The sequence below is a fragment of the Neobacillus dielmonensis genome, assembly GCF_000612665.1.
GTDB classification, from domain to species: domain Bacteria; phylum Bacillota; class Bacilli; order Bacillales; family Cytobacillaceae; genus Neobacillus; species Neobacillus dielmonensis.
Genome location: NZ_HG942054.1, coordinates 13,084 through 34,855, shown reverse-complemented (window position 1 = coordinate 34,855; position 21,772 = coordinate 13,084). Strand labels below are relative to the sequence as shown.

General features: G+C 41.6%; 17 protein-coding genes. 16 read left to right on the top strand and 1 reads right to left on the bottom strand.

Translation table 11 applies throughout. The annotated features are described in order from the left end of the window. Window positions 1–13 precede the first annotated feature (13 nt). From recN to BN2425_RS09480, 4 genes are all read left to right on the top strand, one after another. Complete coding sequence (recN, locus tag BN2425_RS09495) at window positions 14–1,714, top strand: DNA repair protein RecN (RefSeq protein ID WP_042458212.1); 1,701 nt, start codon at window positions 14–16, stop codon at window positions 1,712–1,714. A 151-nt stretch (window positions 1,715–1,865) separates the two neighbouring features. Further along, entirely contained in the window at window positions 1,866–3,152 is a 1,287-nt protein-coding gene (gene spoIVB / locus BN2425_RS09490; protein WP_042458209.1) for a SpoIVB peptidase, read from the top strand. 268 nt (window positions 3,153–3,420) lie between these two features. After that, complete coding sequence (gene spo0A / locus BN2425_RS09485; protein ID WP_042458205.1) at window positions 3,421–4,215, top strand: sporulation transcription factor Spo0A; 795 nt, start codon at window positions 3,421–3,423, stop codon at window positions 4,213–4,215. Between the two features lie 152 nt (window positions 4,216–4,367). Beyond that, the gene (locus BN2425_RS09480) at window positions 4,368–5,093 is read left to right on the top strand and encodes a glycerophosphodiester phosphodiesterase (RefSeq protein ID WP_042458201.1); all 726 of its coding nucleotides are present in this window, start codon (window positions 4,368–4,370) and stop codon (window positions 5,091–5,093) included. Window positions 5,094–5,119: 26 nt separating this feature from the next. Here the strand turns inward: BN2425_RS09480 and BN2425_RS09475 are convergent, their stop codons facing one another. Further along, entirely contained in the window at window positions 5,120–5,359 is a 240-nt protein-coding gene (locus BN2425_RS09475) for a DUF2627 domain-containing protein (protein WP_042458198.1), read from the bottom strand. A 166-nt stretch (window positions 5,360–5,525) separates the two neighbouring features. Here BN2425_RS09475 and BN2425_RS09470 point away from each other — a divergent pair, with 166 nt between their 5' ends. The 12 genes from BN2425_RS09470 (at window position 5,526) to BN2425_RS09415 (ending at window position 21,750) form a co-directional block, all read left to right on the top strand. Further along, window positions 5,526–7,601: a sigma-54 interaction domain-containing protein gene (locus BN2425_RS09470; protein WP_042458195.1), complete on the top strand. Its 2,076-nt coding sequence runs from the start codon at window positions 5,526–5,528 to the stop codon at window positions 7,599–7,601. A 175-nt stretch (window positions 7,602–7,776) separates the two neighbouring features. Further along, on the top strand, window positions 7,777–8,880 hold the full coding sequence (gene bcd / locus BN2425_RS09465; RefSeq protein WP_042458192.1) for a branched-chain amino acid dehydrogenase: 1,104 nt from the start codon (window positions 7,777–7,779) through the stop codon (window positions 8,878–8,880). Window positions 8,881–8,951: 71 nt separating this feature from the next. Further along, entirely contained in the window at window positions 8,952–10,070 is a 1,119-nt protein-coding gene (buk, locus tag BN2425_RS09460; protein WP_042458426.1) for a butyrate kinase, read from the top strand. Window positions 10,071–10,090: 20 nt separating this feature from the next. Then, on the top strand, window positions 10,091–11,512 hold the full coding sequence (gene lpdA / locus BN2425_RS09455) for a dihydrolipoyl dehydrogenase (RefSeq protein ID WP_042458189.1): 1,422 nt from the start codon (window positions 10,091–10,093) through the stop codon (window positions 11,510–11,512). A 36-nt stretch (window positions 11,513–11,548) separates the two neighbouring features. Then, window positions 11,549–12,541, top strand: coding sequence for a thiamine pyrophosphate-dependent dehydrogenase E1 component subunit alpha (locus tag BN2425_RS09450; RefSeq protein ID WP_042458187.1), 993 nt, complete (start codon window positions 11,549–11,551; stop codon window positions 12,539–12,541). Window positions 12,542–12,553: 12 nt separating this feature from the next. Continuing rightward, complete coding sequence (locus tag BN2425_RS09445; protein ID WP_042458184.1) at window positions 12,554–13,537, top strand: alpha-ketoacid dehydrogenase subunit beta; 984 nt, start codon at window positions 12,554–12,556, stop codon at window positions 13,535–13,537. Window positions 13,538–13,609: 72 nt separating this feature from the next. Continuing rightward, entirely contained in the window at window positions 13,610–14,908 is a 1,299-nt protein-coding gene (locus tag BN2425_RS09440) for a dihydrolipoamide acetyltransferase family protein (RefSeq protein WP_042458181.1), read from the top strand. 124 nt (window positions 14,909–15,032) lie between these two features. Then, window positions 15,033–16,901: a methylmalonyl-CoA mutase family protein gene (locus tag BN2425_RS09435; RefSeq protein WP_042458178.1), complete on the top strand. Its 1,869-nt coding sequence runs from the start codon at window positions 15,033–15,035 to the stop codon at window positions 16,899–16,901. A gap of 16 nt (window positions 16,902–16,917) precedes the next feature. Then, complete coding sequence (gene scpA / locus BN2425_RS09430) at window positions 16,918–19,080, top strand: methylmalonyl-CoA mutase (protein WP_406603188.1); 2,163 nt, start codon at window positions 16,918–16,920, stop codon at window positions 19,078–19,080. Beyond that, window positions 19,080–20,201: a methylmalonyl Co-A mutase-associated GTPase MeaB gene (meaB, locus tag BN2425_RS09425; protein ID WP_042458173.1), complete on the top strand. Its 1,122-nt coding sequence runs from the start codon at window positions 19,080–19,082 to the stop codon at window positions 20,199–20,201. Before scpA ends, meaB begins: the two co-directional genes overlap by 1 nt. An 80-nt stretch (window positions 20,202–20,281) precedes the next feature. Further along, window positions 20,282–20,719 (top strand): BrxA/BrxB family bacilliredoxin, encoded by a 438-nt coding sequence (locus BN2425_RS09420; RefSeq protein ID WP_042458170.1) that lies wholly within the window; start codon window positions 20,282–20,284, stop codon window positions 20,717–20,719. A gap of 251 nt (window positions 20,720–20,970) precedes the next feature. Next, on the top strand, window positions 20,971–21,750 hold the full coding sequence (locus BN2425_RS09415; protein WP_042458167.1) for a transporter substrate-binding domain-containing protein: 780 nt from the start codon (window positions 20,971–20,973) through the stop codon (window positions 21,748–21,750). Window positions 21,751–21,772: the final 22 nt, after the last annotated feature.

Sequence of the window (21,772 nt, the reverse complement as noted above, 5' to 3'; positions counted from 1 at the left end):
GGAGGAGTGTTTCATGCTTTTAGAACTTTCAATTAAGAATTTTGCTATCATTGAAAAATTAACCATTTCTTTTGAAAAGGGTTTAACTGTTCTAACAGGGGAAACGGGAGCAGGAAAGTCCATTATCATTGATGCTATTCATTTATTAATAGGAGGCAGAGGATCGGCAGAATTTGTCCGTCACGGTGAGGATAAAGCTGAAATTGAAGGATTATTTCAAATAGATGATATCCGGCATCCTGTGTATCAAAAAGCGTTGGAATTTGGGATAGAGATTGAAGAAGGAATGATTATTCTACGGAGGGATATTGCAAAAACGGGAAAAAGTGTTTGCCGAATTAATGGCAAACTGGTTACCATCTCTACATTGCGTGAAATCGGAGGCACTCTAGTCGATATTCATGGTCAACATGAACACCAAGAACTTATGGATGAAACAAGACATTTACCGTTGCTTGACCAGTTTGGGGCAGAAGAGATTGCAAATTCACTTAAAGAGTACCAGGAAGTTTTCCGCCGATATGAACATTCTAGGCAGAAACTAAAGGCATTAAGTGAAAATGATCAACAAATGGCCCATCGACTCGATTTGATCATATTCCAATTGAATGAGATTCAAAAGGCAGATTTGAAACTTGGTGAAGATGACGAGCTTTATGAAGAAAAAAGCAAATTAGGCAATTATGAGAAGGTTTATGAAGCTTTCCAATTAAGCTACAACGCTTTAAACGGGGAGCAAAAGGGTCTTGATTGGCTTGGTATGGCAATGAACCATTTAGAGGATGCTGCTTCCCTTGACACGGGCAGCCGCTCTATATACGATGCAGTAGCGAATTCCTTTTATCAGTTGGAGGATGCCGCCAATCTAATAAGACAACAATTAGACCTGTTAGAATTTGACCCTCAAAGACTTAATGAAATTGAGGATCGGCTAAATGAAATCAACCATTTAAAAAGAAAATACGGAAAGACGATTCAGGAAATATTAGAATATGCCGCAAAAATTGAAGAAGAAAGTGATACTATCCAAAATAAAGAATCACGGATTGAAGAGCTAGAGAAAGAACTGGTATCCGTAAGAAAAGACCTGGCTTTAGAAGCCAGAAATCTGAGTGACCTTCGTCAAAAAACAGCTAAAAAATTGACAGGACTAATACATAAAGAACTAAAGGAATTATACATGGAAAAAACAGTATTTGAAATCCGTTTTGAAACGGATTTGCAGCATTTTTCAAATACAGGTGCGGACCATGTTGAATTTTATATTACAACAAACCCAGGAGAACCACTAAAGCCTTTATCCAAAGTAGCATCCGGTGGTGAATTATCACGGATTATGCTTGCGTTAAAAAGTATTTTTTCTAAACATCAAGGTGTCACCTCGATTATTTTTGATGAAGTGGATACGGGTGTCAGTGGAAGGGTTGCCCAAGCGATTGCAGAAAAAATCTATAAAGTGGCAGTTGATTCACAAGTTTTATGCATTTCCCACCTGCCTCAGGTTGCAGCTATGGCAGATACCCATTTATTCATCTCTAAGGAGATTAATGCAGGGAGAACGAAAACATCGGTACATTCATTAAGTGAAGCGGAAAAGATTAAAGAAATTGGCCGAATGATTTCCGGTGTGGAAATTACGAGCTTAACCAAACAGCATGCTGAAGAATTGTTGCAGTTGGCGGTAAAAATTAAGGAAGAAACCCCAGTTTCATGACCGAAAACATGTTATTTTTATAAAAAAATGAAAAGCTATCCAACATGGGTAGCTTTTTTATTAAGGGCAAAGTTATAAATGACTGGTAAGGAGGCAAAATTAAAGATGTAGCCATTTATATTGTAGAAAAGAAGCGAGGAGAGTGAAAAATTTGAAATTAGAGCTATTACGAAGAATTATTGGTGGAATTCTCCTTGTTTCAATCTTTAGCCTTATTTTTTTTCAGCCTATGCGTGAATATGTAAAAATTCCGAAAACGATTACCGTTTTTGAAGGACAAAGTATTAAGATACCCAAAGCTTCTCCAGTTTCAGCTCAGCTTAAGTCCCAAAGCAATCTCACACTTGATCAGGGAAAACGGTCCATATCTTTAACAGCATCGGAATCAGGTAAAAATGAGATGCTTTTAGAATATGCAGGAATCCCAATAAAAAAGGTAGATGTTAATGTCTTAAAAGACTTTCGGGTACTTCCAGGTGGTCAATCTATTGGTGTTAAACTAAATACAGTTGGCGTTTTAGTGGTAGGTCATCATTTAGTCAATACGGCTAACGGAAAAAAATCTCCAGGTGAATTGGCAGGAATAAAAGTTGGCGATATTATCACCGAAATCAATGGGAACAAAATTGAAAAAATGACGGATGTAGCACCATATGTTCAAGCTGCTGGTCAAAACGGGAAATCACTTGATATGGTAATAAGCAGAGAAAATGGGAAATTTACGACAAAATTAACTCCATTAAAGGATAAAGGGGAAAATACCTACAAGCTAGGTTTGTATATCAGAGACTCTGCCGCAGGTATTGGAACGATGACCTTTATCCATCCGGAGTCAAAAAAATATGGAGCATTAGGCCATGTGATTTCGGATATGGATACGAAGAAACCGATTGTTGTCGAAGATGGTCAAATTGTCCGATCTACAGTAACCTCAATTGAAAAGGGCAGTAACGGAGATCCAGGTGAAAAACTGGCCCGTTTCTCATCAGACCGTGAAATAGTTGGAAATATTACAAAGAATAGTCCATTTGGTATTTTTGGTGAACTAAACAAAGACTTAAGTAATGGAATTATGGACAAACCTCTGCCAATCGCTTTATCACATCAGGTTAAAGAAGGACCTGCGAAGATATTGACAGTGGTAGATAATGACAAGGTAGAAGAATTTAATGTTGAAATTGTCAGTACCATCCCGCAGAAATTTCCAGCAACAAAAGGCATGGTGATAAAGGTAACCGACCCAAAACTTCTGGAAAAAACAGGAGGAATTGTTCAAGGAATGAGCGGAAGTCCAATCATTCAGAACGGCAAGCTGGTTGGTGCTGTAACCCATGTTTTTGTAAATGACCCAACGTCTGGTTATGGGGTTCATATAGAATGGATGTTAAATGAAGCGGGAATTAACATATATGAAATGCCAAAAGAAAAAGCCAGTTAAACCAAGGGCAAAATAGGTGTAAACTCCTATTTTGCTTCTTTTTTATGTAAAGATTTTTCGACAAGCAGACTTTGATCATTGGTTTATTTGCGCTTTTCGTCGAAAAAACGAGAATAACTTAGAAAAGATAAGATTTTATCACTATTTTAAGAAATATTAAAAAAATGAGAGGAATTTTTGTTGCATTGTCGAATTTCTAATTTAGAATAGAGTTAGATGATTATGCTAAATAAAAAATAGATGGAATTCGTATTGAGGAGGAACCAAGTTGAAAAAGATAAAAGTCTGCGTTGTGGATGACAATAGAGAACTTGTTGAATTATTAGAGGACTATATATCATCTCAGGAAGATATGGAAGTTGTCGGCGTCGCTCATAATGGTCAGGAATGTTTAGATATTTTAAGCTCAACTGATCCAGATGTTCTGGTTTTGGATATTATCATGCCACATCTTGATGGATTGGCTGTTCTTGAACGACTACGTGAACTGAAAAAAGGAGTACTGCCGAACGTTATCATGCTGACGGCTTTTGGCCAGGAAGATGTAACAAAAAAAGCTGTTGAACTGGGAGCATCTTATTTTATTTTAAAACCATTTGATATGGAAAACTTAGGAAGCCACATTCGCCAAGTCAGCGGCAGCAGAACAACAGTTTCCGCAAGAAAGACTACAGCAGGAAGCTACCGGGCTCAGAGTGAACAAAAACCCAAAAATTTAGATGCTTCGATTACAAGTATTATTCATGAAATTGGCGTTCCAGCTCACATTAAAGGGTATCTTTATCTTCGTGAAGCCATTGCAATGGTTTTCAACGATATTGAATTATTAGGGTCGATTACCAAGGTACTGTACCCAGATATTGCTAAAAAGTATAATACCACAGCCAGCCGCGTTGAAAGAGCCATCCGCCATGCGATTGAAGTAGCATGGAGCCGTGGAAATATTGATTCGATTTCGTCTTTGTTTGGCTATACAGTCAGCATGTCAAAGGCAAAGCCAACCAACTCTGAATTCATCGCCATGGTTGCGGATAAACTGCGTCTTGAGCATAAGGCATCTTAATAAAAAAAGTCCACTATAAAAAAGCCTCTGTCTAGAGGTTTTTTTTTATTAATCTGTTCGGTGCTAGGGGAAAACTTAAAGGAACGTGCATAAGCTGGTTTTGGAAGTTTTTTTTAGATTTATTCTGCACAAAATGGATAGGAAGTGAGCAGATGACGCAAATCTTTGCACACCGGGGATATTCCGCTTCTTTTGCAGAAAATACCATGAGTTCCTTTATCGAAGCAGGGAACGCAGGTGCAGATGGGATAGAACTGGATGTTCAATTAACAAAAGATGGCGAAGTTGTCGTCATTCATGATGAAAAAGTGAACCGTACGACAAGCGGCTACGGGTTTGTAAAGGATTTTTTATTTAAAGATCTTAGAAAGCTGAATGCCAATAAAAAAGGTGCTAAAAAAGAACCAATTCCTGCATTAGAAGAAGTTCTTGAATGGTTAAAGACGAACAATCTCCAATGTAATATCGAGTTTAAAAATGGTTTAATCCCATATGACGGAATGGAGGAGAAAGTAGTTCAGCTTGTCCGTAAATATGACTTATCACAAAGGATTATTTTTTCTTCCTTTAATCATTACAGCATTGTCTACAGTTATCGCTTAGCCCCGGAAATTGAGACAGCGCCCTTGTTTATAGAGAGTATTTATATGCCGTGGATTTATTCGCAATCCATTCGGGCGAAGGGAATTCATCCCAAGCATTCGACATTACCTGACCATATTATCAAAACAACCATGGAAAATGGAATTGCTGTTCGGCCTTATACGGTCAATAAAGATGCCCATATGCACCGTTTTTTTAAAATAAACTGTTCTGCCATTATTACTGATGACCCTGTGAAGGCAATACAACTAAGAAAGTTGTACCAAAAAGGATGACTCTGCGTAGAGTCATCCTTTTTAGGTTAATTCGATTTTTTGAATTTAGTTTGAACTTTATTTCGTTTTCGGTCCCGGTGCAAAATAAAACCGGCAATAAACCCAATACCGCCTACGCATAAAATGAGTCCGGCTGCAAATTGAAGCCATAGTTTAGGAAAAGGGGCATCCAAAATTCCAAATGTCATGTCCCGCATCAATTTTATTCCCCACACCGCAAGTATTCCAGGGAACACCAAAATCAGTAGAGCTATAATTCGCTTCATTTTTTTAGTCCTTCCACCATTCTTTTCTCTTACAAGAATAATAGTACATGGATAGGATTTGTCAAGATAACTGGTTCGTTCTAAAATGAAAGTATGAAAAAGATTTCATATATTTTTCCTCGTATTGAAAATTTTGGCCCACTCATTGTTAAGGGAGAGAAAGAATATGCAAAAGGTACTGATTGTCGGGGCTGGAAAAGGCGGCACTGCCGTTTTAAAAATCTTAAAGGAATCAGAAATGTTTCATTTAACAGCGGTGATAGACAAGAATCAAAATGCTCCGGGCATTTTATATGCAAGAAAAGAAAAGATCCCGACGGGGGAAAATTGGGGTCCTTTTTTGGATGAAAACATAGACATCATTATTGAGATTACTGGGGATGATCTCGTTTTTAAAAATTTAAGAGATCATAAGCCGAAGCGAACGGTCCTAATACCTGGCAGTGTTGCATTTCTTGTTTCAAAGTTAATGGAGGAAAAGGAAGAACTAATCCAAAAACATCAGTATGAATCCTATCTTCAAGAATTGATTTTTAATGCTACTAATGATGGGATGGTAGTTATCGATAACCAAGGGTCTGTCATTCTATTCAACAGGCGTGCTGAAGAGATGATGGGGGTAAAAAAAGAGGATGCCCTCGGTAGTTTTGTTGTGGACGTGATACCGAAAAGCAGGCTGCCAATTATTTTAAAAACGAAACGGGTGGAAACGAACCAAGAAATGCTCTTGGGCAATGGGCGAAAGATCATTACCACAAGAATTCCAATTTTAGAGGAAAACGGAACATTAATAGGCGCGCTTGCAGTATTTAAGGATATTACGGAAGTTGTAAACCTGGCTGAGGAAATCACCGATTTAAAAGAAATTCAAACCATGCTACAAGCTATTATTCACTCTAGTGATGATGCCATTTCTGTTGTTGATGAATATGGACGGGGGATTCTGATTAATCCTGCTTATACAAGATTAACGGGTCTTACCGAGGAACAAGTGATTGGTCACCCGGCCACTGCAGATATCTCTGAAGGTGAGAGTATGCACATGAAGGTGCTGCAAACTAGAAGAGCTGTGCGGGGAGTTCCAATGAGAGTGGGACCAAGTAAACGAGAAGTGATTGTCAATGTAGCTCCCATTATCGTCAATGGTAAGTTAAAGGGGAGTGTTGGCGTCATTCACGATATGTCGGAGATGAAATCACTCAGCAGGGAATTAAATCGTGCCAGACAGCTCATTAGGACATTGGAGGCAAAATACACGTTTGAGGATATTATTGGAATTTCAGATGAAATGACGCTTGCTATTGAACAGGCAAAACTTGGAGCCAAAACCCCTGCAACAGTGCTCCTGAGGGGGGAATCCGGTACGGGGAAAGAACTATTTGCCCACGCAATCCATAACGCAAGTGACAGAAAGTATAACAAATTCATCCGGGTGAATTGTGCTGCCATCTCTGAGTCTTTATTAGAAAGTGAACTATTTGGCTATGAAGAAGGGGCCTTTTCTGGTGCTGTCAGGGGCGGAAAAAGGGGTTTGTTTGAAGAGGCCAACAACGGAAGCATTTTTTTGGATGAGATTGGGGAACTTTCTGCCAATACCCAGGCAAAGCTGCTTCGGGTACTTCAAGAACATGAAATCATCCGGGTAGGGGGAACAAAGCCGCTAGCCATCAACGTGCGGATTATTGCAGCAACAAACGTCAATTTGGAGAAGGGGATTGCCAAAGGGACGTTTCGGGAAGACTTGTATTATCGGTTAAATCGAATGCCTATCCATATACCTCCACTGAGGAAAAGAAAGCAGGAAATTCCTGCACTCTGTGAAAGATTGATTACAAAAATTAATCGTGATTATGGGCGCAATGTAGAAGGAATAACCGAAGCCGCATTAAATCAGCTTATGAGATATGATTGGCCTGGGAATGTGAGAGAATTAGAAAATATCCTTGGAAGAGCCATTATTTTTATGCATTACACAGAAACACTCATTGATGTTCACCACCTGCCTGAATTAATGAACCGCAAGCAGGCAGGCGAACCTGCTGTTATTAATGAAAATGGGTCATCTAGTATTGGCCGTCCTTTATCGAAAATGGTAGAGGAATATGAGTCTAGGGTTATTCAACAAACGCTATTGCAATGCAATGGCAATAAGACCGTAACTGCTAAAACATTAGGTCTTTCGGTACGGAATTTATATTATAAGCTAGAAAAGTATAAGCTTGAAAATAATAGCATGCAATAATTTTCATAGTAAGAAAAATATTGCAGATTTCTAATATATGAGTAAAGCGTTTACATAGCGATAAATATGGCATGAAAATTGCATATTACTTTAACGAGTATTTCAGTAAGCTACTATACCGTACCTAAATTGGGAAAAAAATGAGTTTTTATTTATTTGAGGAGGAAAAGGAAATATGGAAATCTTTAAATACTTGGAAAAATATGATTATGAGCAGCTTGTTTTCTGTCAAGATAAGCCATCCGGACTCAAGGCTATTATCGCGATACACGATACAACCCTCGGACCTGCCTTAGGTGGAACGCGGATGTGGACGTATGCTTCAGAAGAAGCGGCAATTGAAGATGCCCTCAGGCTTGCTCGTGGCATGACCTATAAAAATGCTGCTGCCGGTTTAAATCTAGGCGGTGGGAAAACGGTCATTATTGGAGATCCTCGCAAAGACAAAAGTGAAGAATTATTCAGGGCTTTTGGCAGGTATATTCAAGGTCTTAATGGAAGGTATATTACAGCCGAGGATGTGGGGACTACAGTTGCAGATATGGATATTATTCATGAAGAAACGGATTATGTCACCGGTATATCCCCAGCCTTCGGATCATCTGGTAATCCCTCGCCTGTAACTGCTTATGGTGTGTACAGGGGAATGAAAGCAGCTGCCAAAGAAGCATTTGGAAGTGACTCACTCGAAGGCAAAGTGGTAGCAGTCCAAGGGGTCGGCAACGTTGCCTATACACTTTGCCGTTATTTACACGAAGAAGGTGCCGAGCTCATTGTAACGGACATCAATAAAGAGGCTGTGAGCCGTGCAGTAGAAGAGTTTGGGGCACGCGCTGTCGATCCGAATGAGATTTATGGAGTGGAATGCGATATTTATGCGCCATGCGCGTTGGGCGCAACTATTAACGATGAAACCATTCCTTTGTTAAAGTCTAAAGTCATTGCTGGATCGGCTAACAATCAATTAAAGGATGCACACCATGGAGATCTAATTCATGAAATGGGAATCGTCTATGCACCTGATTACGTCATTAATGCCGGCGGTGTCATCAACGTAGCGGATGAACTTTACGGATATAATCATGACCGGGCAATGAAAAAAGTAGAACAGATATACACTAGTATCGAAAAAGTGATCGAAATATCTAAACGTGATGGCATTCCAACATATTTGGCCGCCGACCGGCTGGCAGAAGAACGAATCGAGAAAGTACGCAATTCCAGAAGTCAATTTTTGCAAAACGGACATAACATTCTAAGCCGAAGGAGAACAAGATAAGCAATCTCTTTCATAAGGACAAAAATGGATTCCTGTTTAGGGTTGACATATTAGTGACTAAAATAACAAATATGGGGGTTTGCAACTTGCCAAATTTGGAGCATCGAATACTCGTCATCAACCCGGTGTCAACTTCCACTAAAATAGGAGTTTTCGATAATGAATTTTGTATATTTGAAAAAAACATTAATCACGATCATAAAATACTGAATTCCTTTTCTGAATTTTTTAGCCAAAGTGATTTTAGAAAGAATGCAATTTTGGAAACACTGGTTCATGAGGGCTTTAATCTATCTAAACTAGATGCAGTATGCGGATGCGGCGGCTTGCTGCGTCCAATCGAGGGAGGTAAGTATGCTGTTAACGATAGTATGCTGGATGATTTGAGAATCGGTTATTCCGGACAGCATGCTTCCAATCTGGGAGGAATTATTGCTGGTGAAATTGCAGCAGGTCTAAATATACCAGCCTTTATTGTTGATCCGGTTGTAGTTGATGAAATGGATCCCATTGCAAGAATTTCAGGCTTGCCTTTTATAGAAAGAAAAAGTATTTTTCATGCCTTAAATCAAAAGGCTGCAGCAAGAAAAGCTGCGAAACAGCTTGGAAAGCCGTATGGTGAATTAAATTTTATTGTCGCCCATCTGGGGGTTGGAATAACCGTTGGCGCTCATAAACATGGAAGAGTCATTGATGTAAACAATGGGCTGAATGGAGATGGACCATTCAGCGCTGAACGCGCCGGTACCGTACCGGCAGGCGACCTGGCCACACTTGTGTACTCAGGAAAATACAACCAGGATGCTATTATGCAGATGTTAGTAACACAAGGGGGACTCGTTGGTTATCTCGGAACTAATAATCTCCTAGAAGTGGAAGGCCAGATCACCAAAGGTAATCAGCAGGCAAGACTTATTTATGAAGCAATGGCCTATCAGGTATCCAAGGAAATCGGCTCCGCCAGTGCGGTCCTTTCGGGGAAAATTGACGCTATTGTTTTAACTGGCCCACTTGCGCATAGAAAAGAATTTGTCAAATCCATTGTTAGCCGGATTAGTTGGATAGCTGATACCATCGTGGAACCCGGTGAAGACGAATTGCAGGCATTGGCCGAAGGCGTGCTCCGTGTGTTACAAGGTGACGAGAAAGCTAGGGAATATCCTGAACACCATATGACAGTAAAAGTGTAGATTTTTAGGGAGGAAAAATTGTGGCACAAGAGTATGATTTAGTCATTATTGGCGGCGGCACGGGCGGTTATGTTGCCGCTATTCGCGCCTCACAGCTTGGCTTAAAAACAGCTATTGTTGAAAAGGGGAAACTAGGAGGAACCTGCCTCCATAAAGGCTGTATACCAAGTAAAGCTTTGCTGCGGAGTGCAGAAGTTTATAAAACAGCTAGACAAAGCGAGAACTATGGGATTGTTACAAGCGAAGTAACTGTTAATTTTGCAAAAGTTCAAGAACGAAAATCAACCATTGTTGAAACGCTCCACCGTGGTGTAGAGCAATTAATGAAAAAAGGGAAAATAGATATTTATGGTGGGATAGGCCGGATTCTTGGCCCCTCTATTTTTTCTCCACTGCCTGGTACGATCTCGGTTGAAATGAACAACGGGGAAGAAAATGAGATGCTGCTACCTAAAAATGTCATTATTGCCACTGGCTCAAGACCTAGGTCGCTCCCAGGTTTAGAAATTGATGGGGAGTATGTCCTGACATCTGATGAAGCATTGGAATTAGAAACATTACCCAAATCGGTTATCATCGTAGGTGGTGGGGTCATCGGGATAGAGTGGGCATCGATGCTCGCTGATTTTGGTGCAGAAGTGACCGTTCTAGAGTACGAAGATCGGATTATCCCGACAGAGGATAAGGAAGTCTCAAAGGAAATGCAACGGTTGTTAAAGAAAAAGGGGATAAAGATCATCACCAATGCCAAAGTACTGCCTGAAACGCTAAGTAAAAATGCAGGCGTATCCATTTCAGCGGATGTGAACGGGGCCAATAGAGAATATACGGCAGAGCGACTTCTAGTTTCCGTTGGGCGGCAGGCAAATACAGAAGGATTAGGTTTGGAAAATACAGAAATACAAATAGAAAAGGGGCTTATTGTCACCAATCAATTCTTTCAAACAAAGGAATCCCATATCTATGCAATCGGTGATGTGATCGGGGGACTGCAGCTGGCACATGTTGCATCCCATGAAGGAATCATAGCTGTAGAGCATATGGCGGAAAAAAACCCCGCTCCTCTTGATTATCATTTGGTTTCTAGGTGTATTTATAGTAATCCGGAAGCTGCGAGTGTAGGACTAACAGAAGAACAGGCAATACAAAAAGGTTTTCAAGTCAAAGTTGGTAAATTTTCTTTTCGGGCTATTGGGAAAGCTCTCGTTTATGGGGAAGCTGATGGTTTTGTCAAAATTGTTGCTGATACAGGAACGGATGACATCCTAGGGGTACACATGATTGGGCCCCATGTTACGGACATGATTTCGGAAGCGGGTTTAGCAATGGTGTTGGATGCGGTGCCATGGGAAATCGCCCATACTATCCATCCGCATCCAACTTTATCGGAAGCGATTGGGGAAGCGGCATTGGCAGTTGATGGAAGAGCCTTGCATGGATAATATGGATTATTATGGACAGTCAGGAGGTAGACATGGATGGTTAAAAAGCGTCACGAATCATTAGGTTTAAGTGATGAAGCTGTATTAGATATGTACGAAACCATGCTTTTAGCCCGGCGCATTGATGAACGGATGTGGCTGTTAAATCGTGCCGGTAAAATACCGTTTGTCATTTCATGCCAAGGGCAGGAAGCAGCCCAAGTTGGTGCTGCTTTTGCTCTGGATCGGAGTAAGGATTATGTGCTCCCATATTATCGTGATATGGGGGTGGTACTAACCTTTGGGATGACGGCTAAGGAAATCATGCTGTCTGGTTACGCAAAGGCGGAGGATCCAAATTCCGGTGGCCGGCAAATGCCGGGACACTTTGGACAAAGAAAGAACCGTATAGTTACAGGGTCATCCCCGGTAACAACACAAGTGCCTCATGCAGTAGGTATCGCTTTAGCAGGGAAAATGGAAAAAAAGGATTTTGTCTCGTTCGTAACCTTTGGGGAAGGTTCCTCTAATCAAGGGGATTTTCATGAGGGGGCAAATTTTGCGGGGGTTCATAAACTTCCCGTCATATTCATGTGTGAAAATAACAAGTATGCGATTTCCGTTCCTGTTGAGAAACAACTGGGCTGTGAAAAGGTTTCCGATCGTGCTATCGGCTATGGAATGCCCGGGTTTACGGTAGATGGAAATGATCCGTTGGAGGTTTATCGGGTTGTAAAGGAAGCTGCTGACCGTGGCCGCAGGGGTGATGGACCAACCTTAATTGAAACCGTCTCCTACCGCTTAACGCCGCATTCATCCGATGATGATGATCGTTCCTACCGGGCACCGGATGAGGTGGCTGCAGCCAAAACACAGGACCCTATTATTACTTTTGGTGCCTATTTAAAAGAAGTGGGCGTCCTTGATGACCTGCTTGAATCCCAAATCAACAACAGAGTCATGGAGGCTGTTAACGAAGCGACGGATTACGCGGAGAATGCTCCATATGCAGCACCAGAGCATGCTCTGAACTATGTATATGGCGAGTAAGGGGGAAGGAATATGGCGATTATTTCATACATTGATGCCGTAACCATGGCCATCCGTGAAGAAATGGAACGTGACCCGAAGGTGTTTGTACTCGGGGAAGATGTAGGGAAAAAGGGCGGGGTATTTAAGGCCACTCAAGGTTTATATGAACAATTCGGAGAAGAACGGGTAATCGATACCCCGCTGGCGGAATCTGCGATAGCAGGTGTGGGAATAGGCGCTGCTATGTATGGTATGCGTCCAATTGCAGAAATGCAGTTTGCTGATTTTATTATGCCCGCTGTAAATCAAATTATTTCAGAGGCTGCCAAAATACGTTATCGGTCCAACAATGATTGGAACTGTCCGATTGTCATTCGGGCTCCATATGGCGGCGGTGTTCATGGAGCACTATACCATTCCCAGTCAGTTGAAGCCGTATTTGCCAATCAGCCGGGATTAAAAATTGTAATGCCTTCGACTCCGTATGATGTAAAAGGGCTCCTAAAAGCTGCCATTCGTGATAATGACCCTGTGTTATTTTTTGAGCATAAACGGGCCTATCGATTAATTAAAGGCGAGGTGCCTGCAGAGGACTATACACTGCCAATCGGGAAAGCAGGTGTCAAACGGGAAGGTGAAGATATCACGGTAATCACCTATGGCCTTTGTGTGCACTTCGCCTTGCAGGCAGCTGAAAAATTAGCAGAGGATGGCGTATCGGCACACATTCTTGATTTACGTACCGTATACCCGCTTGATAAAGACGCCATTATTGAAGCTGCTTCTAAGACAGGAAAGGTGCTGTTGATTACAGAGGACAATAAAGAAGGCAGTATCATGAGTGAGGTGGCGGCCATTATTGCCGAACATTGTCTGTTTGATCTAGATGCACCAATTAAGCGGCTGGCTGGGCCTGATGTACCGGCTATGCCGTATGCACCAACAATGGAGAAGTATTTTATGGTAAATCCGGATAAGGTTGAAAAAGCTATGCGGGAACTTGCCGAGTTTTAATCAAAACAATGGCGGTAGGATTCTGCCGCTTAAATCTGTGCTGGAACAGAAGTTTCACAGGGGGTATGACCATTGACTGTTGAACAAATTAAAATGCCGCAATTAGGCGAAAGTGTTACGGAAGGTACAATAAGTAAATGGCTTGTTGCGCCTGGAGACCACGTAAATAAATATGACCCGCTAGCAGAGGTCATGACCGATAAAGTAAATGCGGAGGTACCCTCTTCCTTTTCAGGTGTTATTAAAGAACTAATTGCCGAAGAGGGAGATGCACTGTCTGTTGGAGAGGTAATTTGTACGATTGAACTAGAGGAAAGCAAAGTTGAAGCTTCTGCTGCGGTTCAGGAAAAACAACCTGATGTTAAGACCGCTGAAACTGGGGATTATCAGGAAGCAAAGGCACGCTACTCTCCTGCTGTGTTAAAGCTCTCTCAAGAGCACAACATTGACTTAACACAGGTGAAAGGAACAGGTGCTGGCGGCCGGATTACAAGAAAAGATTTACTAAAACTCATTGAGTCAGGCACCATTCCTACAGCAGCTCAGCAGGCTGAAAGGATGATTTCGGCTGTAGAGCCAAAAGAGGATCAGAAGCTTGAGCAAGCTAATGTGGGGATGTCGGCAACTGGGGGCATTTCAGCACCACCACCAGTTAATTTCCCAGTCGCTATAGGAGACATTGAGATTCCCGTGAGTGGTGTCCGTAAAGCAATCGCGACAAACATGTTGCGTAGTAAGCATGAGGCACCGCACGCTTGGACCATGGTTGAAGTCGATGCTTCCAACCTTGTTGGTTACCGAGATTCTATCAAGGAAGAATTTAAGTCCAAGGAAGGTTTCAATTTAACCTACTTTGCTTTCTTTGTTAAAGCGGCTGCCCAGGCCTTAAAAGAATTCCCCCAGATTAATTCGATGTGGGCAGGGGATAAAATCATTCAGAAAAAGGACATCAATATTTCCATTGCAGTTGCAGCCGACAATGCATTATTCGTTCCAGTAATTAAAAATGCCGATGAGAAAACGATAAAAGGAATCGCCCGAGAAATATCTGAGCTGGCTGTAAAGGCCAGAACGGGCAAGCTTCGTCCGGAGGATATGCAGGGCGGTACATTTACCGTAAATAATACTGGTTCTTTTGGTTCTGTCCAGTCCATGGGGATCCTTAATTACCCGCAAGCCGCTATTTTACAGGTAGAGTCCATTGTAAAACGACCGGTTGTCATAAATGGAATGATTGCTGTAAGGGATATGGTAAATGTATGTATGTCACTGGACCATCGGATATTGGACGGTTTGATTTGTGGGCGATTCCTGCAGCGTGTAAAACAGATTATTGAAAATACATCCAAAACTACTACTTCAATATATTAAAGAAAATCGCTGTCGAAAATGGCAGCGATTATTTATATTGATTGATAGCGTTTTCTATTCTACAATAAAATTAATTGAATTTTATGATTTTTGACAACTCTTTAGAAAGGGGAATGAAAAAGGTATGCAAAATATCAGAAATCAGTCTTTTCCTTTTCCATTATTTCAAGAATGGGAGGAACGAGCTCGAGAGTCTTTAAAAGGCAAACCGCTAGAAACACTAGAGAGTGTTACATATGAAAATATTACATTGAAACCAATCTATACCCAAGATGATGAGCAGGTAGTACCCCAGTATCCCGGTGGTTCAGATTGGAGAAGGGGAATTAACCCATTGGGATATTTGACTAGGGAGTGGAAAATCGCCCAGCGGATAAAAGCTGTTACACCAAGGGAACTTAGGGATAGGCTTAGGGTGGCATTTGAAAACGGCCAAACAGCCATTTCGTTTGAGGTAACAAAAGGTCTAATAGAAAGTAATAGTTATTTAGAGTTCTGCTCTCACAGCCCTTTTGCCATCAATTCGAAATGGGACTATGCAGAATTTTTAACGTACCTCCTAAACAAACAGCATGTTGCCGGTGAAGTAACCGGATATATTGCTAATGATCCCCTTTCCCTTTCGGCAGAACGTGGTGAACTTGACCAAAACTTATTAAAGTCCTGGCCAGATTATATTGTAAAAGCAAATCAATATCTTCCAAAACTTCGAACAGTTCTTGTTGATATGTCCTCTTATCATAACGGTGGAGCATCCGCCGTACAAGAAATTGGTATCGCTGCGGCGACAGGCATATTTTATCTTGAAAAGCTGATGGAAGCGGGGCTCGAACTAGATAAAGTCCTTTCTAGAATGGTTTTTCAATTCTCCGTCGGTAGCGAATTTTTTACAGAGTTAGCCAAAATTAGGGCAGCCCGAATTGTATGGGGAAGAATTACCTCCCTTTTTGGAGCAAAACCACAAATGCAAGGAATGGAGATTGCGGCAGAGACCTCCCAATTTACGATGACGCTTACTGACCCGCATGTTAATCTGCTTCGAACAGCGAATCAGGCGTTTGCCGCCGTTTTAGCTGGTGTACAGTGGCTGCACATTACACCGTTCGATGAAATAACCGGTTCAACCCCTTTATCTGAACGGATTGCCCGCAATGTTCAGCTGATTTTAAAAGAAGAAGCCCAGCTTAAGAAAATCATCGACCCAGCCGGCGGATCGTGGTATCTTGAATCACTGACAAATCAGTTAGCAGAGGAGGCTTGGAAATTTTTCCAAGAAATCGAATCGAAAGGCGGCATACTTGAAGTTTTACAGAACAATTGGCTGCAAGAGCAAATTGAAACCGTTTTTATTAAAAGAAACAAAGATGTCTTGACGAGAAAGCGAAGTATTGTTGGTACCAACGTTTATGCAAAAGTTGATGAATCCCTTCCTGAGTTAGTACAGACCAACCAAGGCTATGATCAGGAAGATGCTGGTTTCGGCTTAGGAATCCCATTTACAAAGATTCCGCAAAGGAGGTTATCTGAACCCTTTGAACAGCTAAGAAACAGGGTGAAACGACTCGAGGCTAAAATGGGTGTGTCTGTGACGGTCGGAATGCTTTGTCTTGGTGAGCTAAAGCAGCATAAACCAAGGCTTGATTTTATGAAAGGTTTTTTAGCTGCTGGGGGAATACAAACTATTGAAAGCAGCCAGTTATTCCATTTGGAGCACGCAATACAATTTTTACAGCAGGAACAACCAAAATGGGTATGCATTTGCGGCACCAACGACCAATATGAACAAATTGGACATGAACTGCTTGCTTCAATAAAGACAGCCTTTCCCAATCTATTCATCTGTTTAGCAGGACTTCCGGAAAAAGGTAAGCAGGAGCAGTGGGAAAAAGAGGGGATTGAGCAATTTATTCATACAAAGAGCAATTGTTATGAAACCATTTCAGCCATTTTGACTAGCCTGGAGGTGTCATCCATTGAAGAAACAAAAGCCTGATTTTAAAGGTTTGCCCTTGTTTGATACACCTAACTTACTTAATAAGGAAGAATGGGAAGAATTGGCCGAAAAAGAACTGCAAGCTTCCATAGAAAATTTGCTTTTTGAAACAAATGAACAAATTCACTTAAAACCGATTTATACCAAATCGGATTTGAATGGATTAGAGCATATTCATCATTTGCCTGGCATTCCGCCATATACAAGAGGGCCGTATCCGACGATGTATGTAAACCGGCCTTGGACCGTCCGGCAATATGCCGGATTTTCAACAGCGGAGGAGAGCAACGCGTTTTATCGTCGAAACCTGGCAATGGGTCAAAAAGGATTATCGGTGGCCTTTGACTTGGCTACACATAGAGGCTACGACTCTGATCATCCAAGGGTAGTGGGCGATGTTGGTAAAGCTGGGGTTGCCATTGATTCGATTCAAGATATGAAAACCCTGTTTGAGGATATCCCATTAGACAAAATGTCCGTTTCGATGACCATGAACGGGGCGGTCCTGCCGATTATGGCTTTTTACATCGTCACGGCAGAGGAGCAGGGGGTTACCCAAGATAAGCTCTCAGGTACCATTCAAAATGATATTTTAAAAGAATACATGGTCCGTAACACGTATATTTATCCCCCGGAAATGTCGATGAAAATTATTGCTGATATTTTTGAATATACGTCAAAGTACATGCCAAAGTTTAACAGTATCAGTATTTCTGGCTATCATATGCAGGAAGCGGGGGCCCCTGCTGATCTTGAATTGGCCTACACACTGGCTGATGGTTTGGAGTACGTAAGAACCGGGCTGAAGGCGGGAATTGATATCGACTCCTTTGCGCCAAGGCTGTCATTTTTCTGGGCAGTTGGCATGAATTATTTTATGGAAGTGGCCAAAATGCGGGCGGCACGGTTTATTTGGGCAAAGATGATGAAATCATTCCATCCTAAAAACGAAAAATCAATGGCATTGCGAACACATTCGCAAACATCTGGGTGGAGTCTGACGGAGCAGGATCCGTTTAATAATGTAACCAGGACCCTAGTAGAAGCACATGCGGCAGCCATGGGCCATACCCAATCCTTGCATACCAATGCATTGGATGAAGCGATTGCCCTTCCTACTGATTTCTCCGCGCGGATTGCCAGAAATACGCAATTATTCTTGCAAGAGGAAACAGGCGTCACAAAAGTCATTGACCCGTGGGCAGGATCCTATTATGTGGAGAAGCTTACGGATGAATTAATCAAACGGGCATGGGAGCACATTGAAGAAATTGAGAGTTTAGGTGGTATGGCAAAAGCGATTGAAACCGGTCTGCCAAAAATGCGAATTGAAGAAGCAGCAGCCAAAAGGCAGGCACAAATTGATTCCGGCAAAGAAATCATCGTGGGTGTAAACCGCTACCGATTGGAAAAAGAAGAGCCAATTGATATATTGGACATCGATAATACAGCTGTAAGATTAAAACAAATTGAAAAATTGAATCAACTGAAAGCAAGCCGTGATGAACAAAAAGTAGTAGAAGCTCTAAATGCTCTTGCTGCGGCAGCGGCAGGTGGAGAAGGTAACTTATTGGAACTGGCTGTTCAGGCAGCACGAGTGCGGGCGACATTGGGGGAAATCTCCGATGCAATTGAAAAAGCGGCTGGACGGCACAAAGCCATGATTCGTTCGATTAGCGGAGTATACAGCAAAGCCTTCAATAATGAAGAGGACATCCAAGAAGTTCAAAAAATGACAGAAGAGTTTCTCGAAAACGAGGGAAGAAGGCCGCGGATTTTGATTGCAAAAATGGGCCAAGATGGTCATGACCGCGGGGCAAAGGTCATTGCCACAGCATTTGCTGATCTAGGGTTTGACGTTGATGTCGGTCCTCTGTTTCAAACACCAGAAGAAACCGCCATGCAGGCAGTTGAAAACGATGTTCATGTAATCGGCATGAGTTCGCTAGCCGCCGGTCACAAGACGCTGTTGCCTCAGCTTGTGGCAGAATTGAAGAAACTGGGCCGGGAAGACATATTAGTAGTAGTTGGTGGTGTCATTCCTGCACAAGATTATCAATATTTATATGATCATGGAGCAGCGGCTATTTTTGGGCCAGGTACCATCATTCCGGTGGCAGCGCAAAAGGTAATCAAGGAAATCTATAAACAGTTGGGTTATGAGGAAGTGGCGCAGTAATGGCTATGGACGAACGCCCTGAAAGCAGCCCCACTGGACAAAGGACGTTTTTGACCACGATTAAACAAGGCTTGGAGCATGAGATTCTTCCAGATTCCATTCAAAAAAATATCCGTTTTCAAAAACGCAAAAATAACGAGCCATCGATAGATGAATTATTTGAAGGAATTCTTCGCGGAAACAGGAGCGTTTTGGCTAGGGCCATTACGCTTGCAGAAAGCAATGCAGAGCAACACTTTCAAAAAGCCCAATCCCTGTTGCAAAGATTACTGCCTTACACTGGAAACTCGCTCCGAATCGGAATTACCGGGGTGCCTGGGGCGGGAAAAAGCACATTTATCGAATCCTTCGGAATGTTTTTATGTGAACAAGGGTTTCGTGTCGCCGTTTTGGCGATTGATCCTAGTTCCAGCATTAGCGGAGGAAGTATTCTTGGTGACAAAACGAGGATGGAACAACTGTCAAAACACCCACAGGCATTTATTCGGCCATCTCCAACTGCGGGGAAGTTAGGTGGAGTTCATCGCAAAACAAGGGAAGCGATGCTGATTTGTGAAGCCGCAGGTTTCGATGTGATTCTCATTGAAACCGTCGGGGTTGGCCAAAGTGAAGTCTTAATTCGCGATATGGTCGACTTTTTCATGCTGTTAGTTCTAACTGGTGCTGGGGATGAATTGCAAGGGATGAAGAAGGGAATTATGGAGCTTGCAGACGCCGTCATTGTTCATAAGGCAGATGGTGCCAATAAACAAAAGGCCGAAAAAACAAAGCAGGAATATAATCGGATTTTACACTTCCTGCAGCCTGCGACAAAAGGTTGGGAAACCAAAGCCTATACGTGTTCCTCCTTAACAAAAGAGGGGATTAGCGAGTTGTGGCAGATGATTCAAATGTTTGTAGACTCAGGAAAAGCTTCTGGTGTATTCGAGGCAAGAAGAAAAGCACAATCAAGGGAGTGGTTATATTCAATCATTGCCGATCAACTCCATTTTCAGTTTTATCATCATCCCAATGTAAAAGTTGAACTTCCAAAGTTGGAGAACCAGGTGATTGCTGGAGAAATGACGGTCGCCAGTGCAGCTGAAACACTATACCGACTGTTTATGGATCAGAAAAAGTAGCATATGGAACTCATTCATTTGAACTAATCCTATTTTAACTGTTATGATATAGGTATATAGATTTAAGAAGGAGTGATCTTATGAGCATGGATTTTAATATATTCATGAACGATGTTGTTCGCCAAGCACGGCAAGAAATCGTTTCTGCTGGATATGAAGAACTAAAAACACCCGAAGAAGTAGATGAGGCACTAACACAAAAAGGCACCACATTGGTCATGATCAATTCTGTCTGTGGCTGCGCCGGTGGTGTCGCCCGTCCTGCAGCGGCCTATGCCGTGCATTATGATAAGCGCCCTGACCGCTTGGTAACTGTCTTTGCCGGACAGGATAAAGAGGCCACGGAAAAAGCAAGAAGCTATTTCACCGGATATCCGCCATCCTCACCATCATTTGCTCTGTTAAAGGACGGAAAAATTTGTACGATGGTGGAAAGACATCAAATTGAAGGTAATGATCCAGCAACTGTTGTGGCAAAACTACAACAAGAATTTGAAAAATACTGTGAAGAAGTATAAATTATTAGCAAATAAAAAAGGCCATTTTCCTATCGAAAATGGTCTTTTTTATTTGGTAAAACTTACATTATAAAAATATCGAGGAATTTTTAAAAATATATTTGCATAATTATTAAACTGTGTTAAAATTCAATACGTTGAATAATTATTAACTTAATACACTATTATTCTACTGAATAGTATCGTAATGTATTCAGAATATGTAGAAAATATTAATAAGAATAGTCAGATAACTTATAGGAGGAAAACATATGAAAAAGGGATTTATTTTATTAACTTCAATGGTTTTGGCAGCAGGATTATTGGCTGCTTGTGGTTCGAGTGAAAAGACAAGCAAAGCTGCCAGTGATAAGAAAGTATTGGTAATGGGAACTTCCGCGGATTATGCGCCATTCGAGTATATCGAAACAGAGAAAAGTGACGAAATCATTGGTTTTGACGTGGATTTGGCAAAGTCGATTACCAGCAAACTTGGCTATAAGATGGAAGTCAAAGACATGGATTTCAATGGTCTTGTACAAGCTCTAAAATCAGGTCAGGCAGACTTTGTTTTAGCTGGTATGACTCCTACGGAAAAAAGAAAGAAAAATGTGGATTTCAGTGATATCTACTATAACGCGAAATTCATGATTGTTTCCAAAAAAGACAGCGGCATTTCCAAAGTAGAAGACCTAAAAGGCAAAACGGTTGGTGTCCAGCTTGGCTCGATTCAAGCAGATAAAGCAAAAGAAATTAATAAAGAGACCCCGATCAAAATTGAAGATCGCAATCGCATCCAAGATCTTATCCAAGAAATCAAATCAGGCCGATTTGATGCGGCAATCATTGAGGACACCGTTGCGAAGGGCTATTTTACCAAAGAAACCGAGCTGGAAGGCTTTACACTTAAGGACGATCCTGAAGCAGGCTCTGCCATTGCGTTTCCTAAAAACAGTGATCTAACTGAAAAGTTTAATAAAGAGCTAAAGGAAATGAAAGAAAATGGCGAACTGGATAAATTAGTCATTAAATGGTTTGGCGACAAACAATAACATCGATTACCCAATGAGACGT

Excerpts from the sequence above, each read along its gene's own strand:
- BN2425_RS09435 (WP_042458178.1), top strand. The coding sequence starts at position 15,033 with ATGCAAAATATCAGAAATCAGTCTTTTCCTTTTCCATTATTTCAAGAA.
- BN2425_RS09420 (WP_042458170.1), top strand. The coding sequence starts at position 20,282 with ATGAGCATGGATTTTAATATATTCATGAACGATGTTGTTCGCCAAGCA.
- recN (WP_042458212.1), top strand. The coding sequence starts at position 14 with ATGCTTTTAGAACTTTCAATTAAGAATTTTGCTATCATTGAAAAATTA.
- meaB (WP_042458173.1), top strand. The coding sequence starts at position 19,080 with ATGGCTATGGACGAACGCCCTGAAAGCAGCCCCACTGGACAAAGGACG.
- BN2425_RS09480 (WP_042458201.1), top strand. The coding sequence starts at position 4,368 with ATGACGCAAATCTTTGCACACCGGGGATATTCCGCTTCTTTTGCAGAA.
- BN2425_RS09470 (WP_042458195.1), top strand. The coding sequence starts at position 5,526 with ATGCAAAAGGTACTGATTGTCGGGGCTGGAAAAGGCGGCACTGCCGTT.
- BN2425_RS09475 (WP_042458198.1), bottom strand. The coding sequence starts at position 5,359 with ATGAAGCGAATTATAGCTCTACTGATTTTGGTGTTCCCTGGAATACTT.
- BN2425_RS09450 (WP_042458187.1), top strand. The coding sequence starts at position 11,549 with ATGGTTAAAAAGCGTCACGAATCATTAGGTTTAAGTGATGAAGCTGTA.
- bcd (WP_042458192.1), top strand. The coding sequence starts at position 7,777 with ATGGAAATCTTTAAATACTTGGAAAAATATGATTATGAGCAGCTTGTT.
- BN2425_RS09445 (WP_042458184.1), top strand. The coding sequence starts at position 12,554 with ATGGCGATTATTTCATACATTGATGCCGTAACCATGGCCATCCGTGAA.
- buk (WP_042458426.1), top strand. The coding sequence starts at position 8,952 with ATGGGGGTTTGCAACTTGCCAAATTTGGAGCATCGAATACTCGTCATC.
- BN2425_RS09415 (WP_042458167.1), top strand. The coding sequence starts at position 20,971 with ATGAAAAAGGGATTTATTTTATTAACTTCAATGGTTTTGGCAGCAGGA.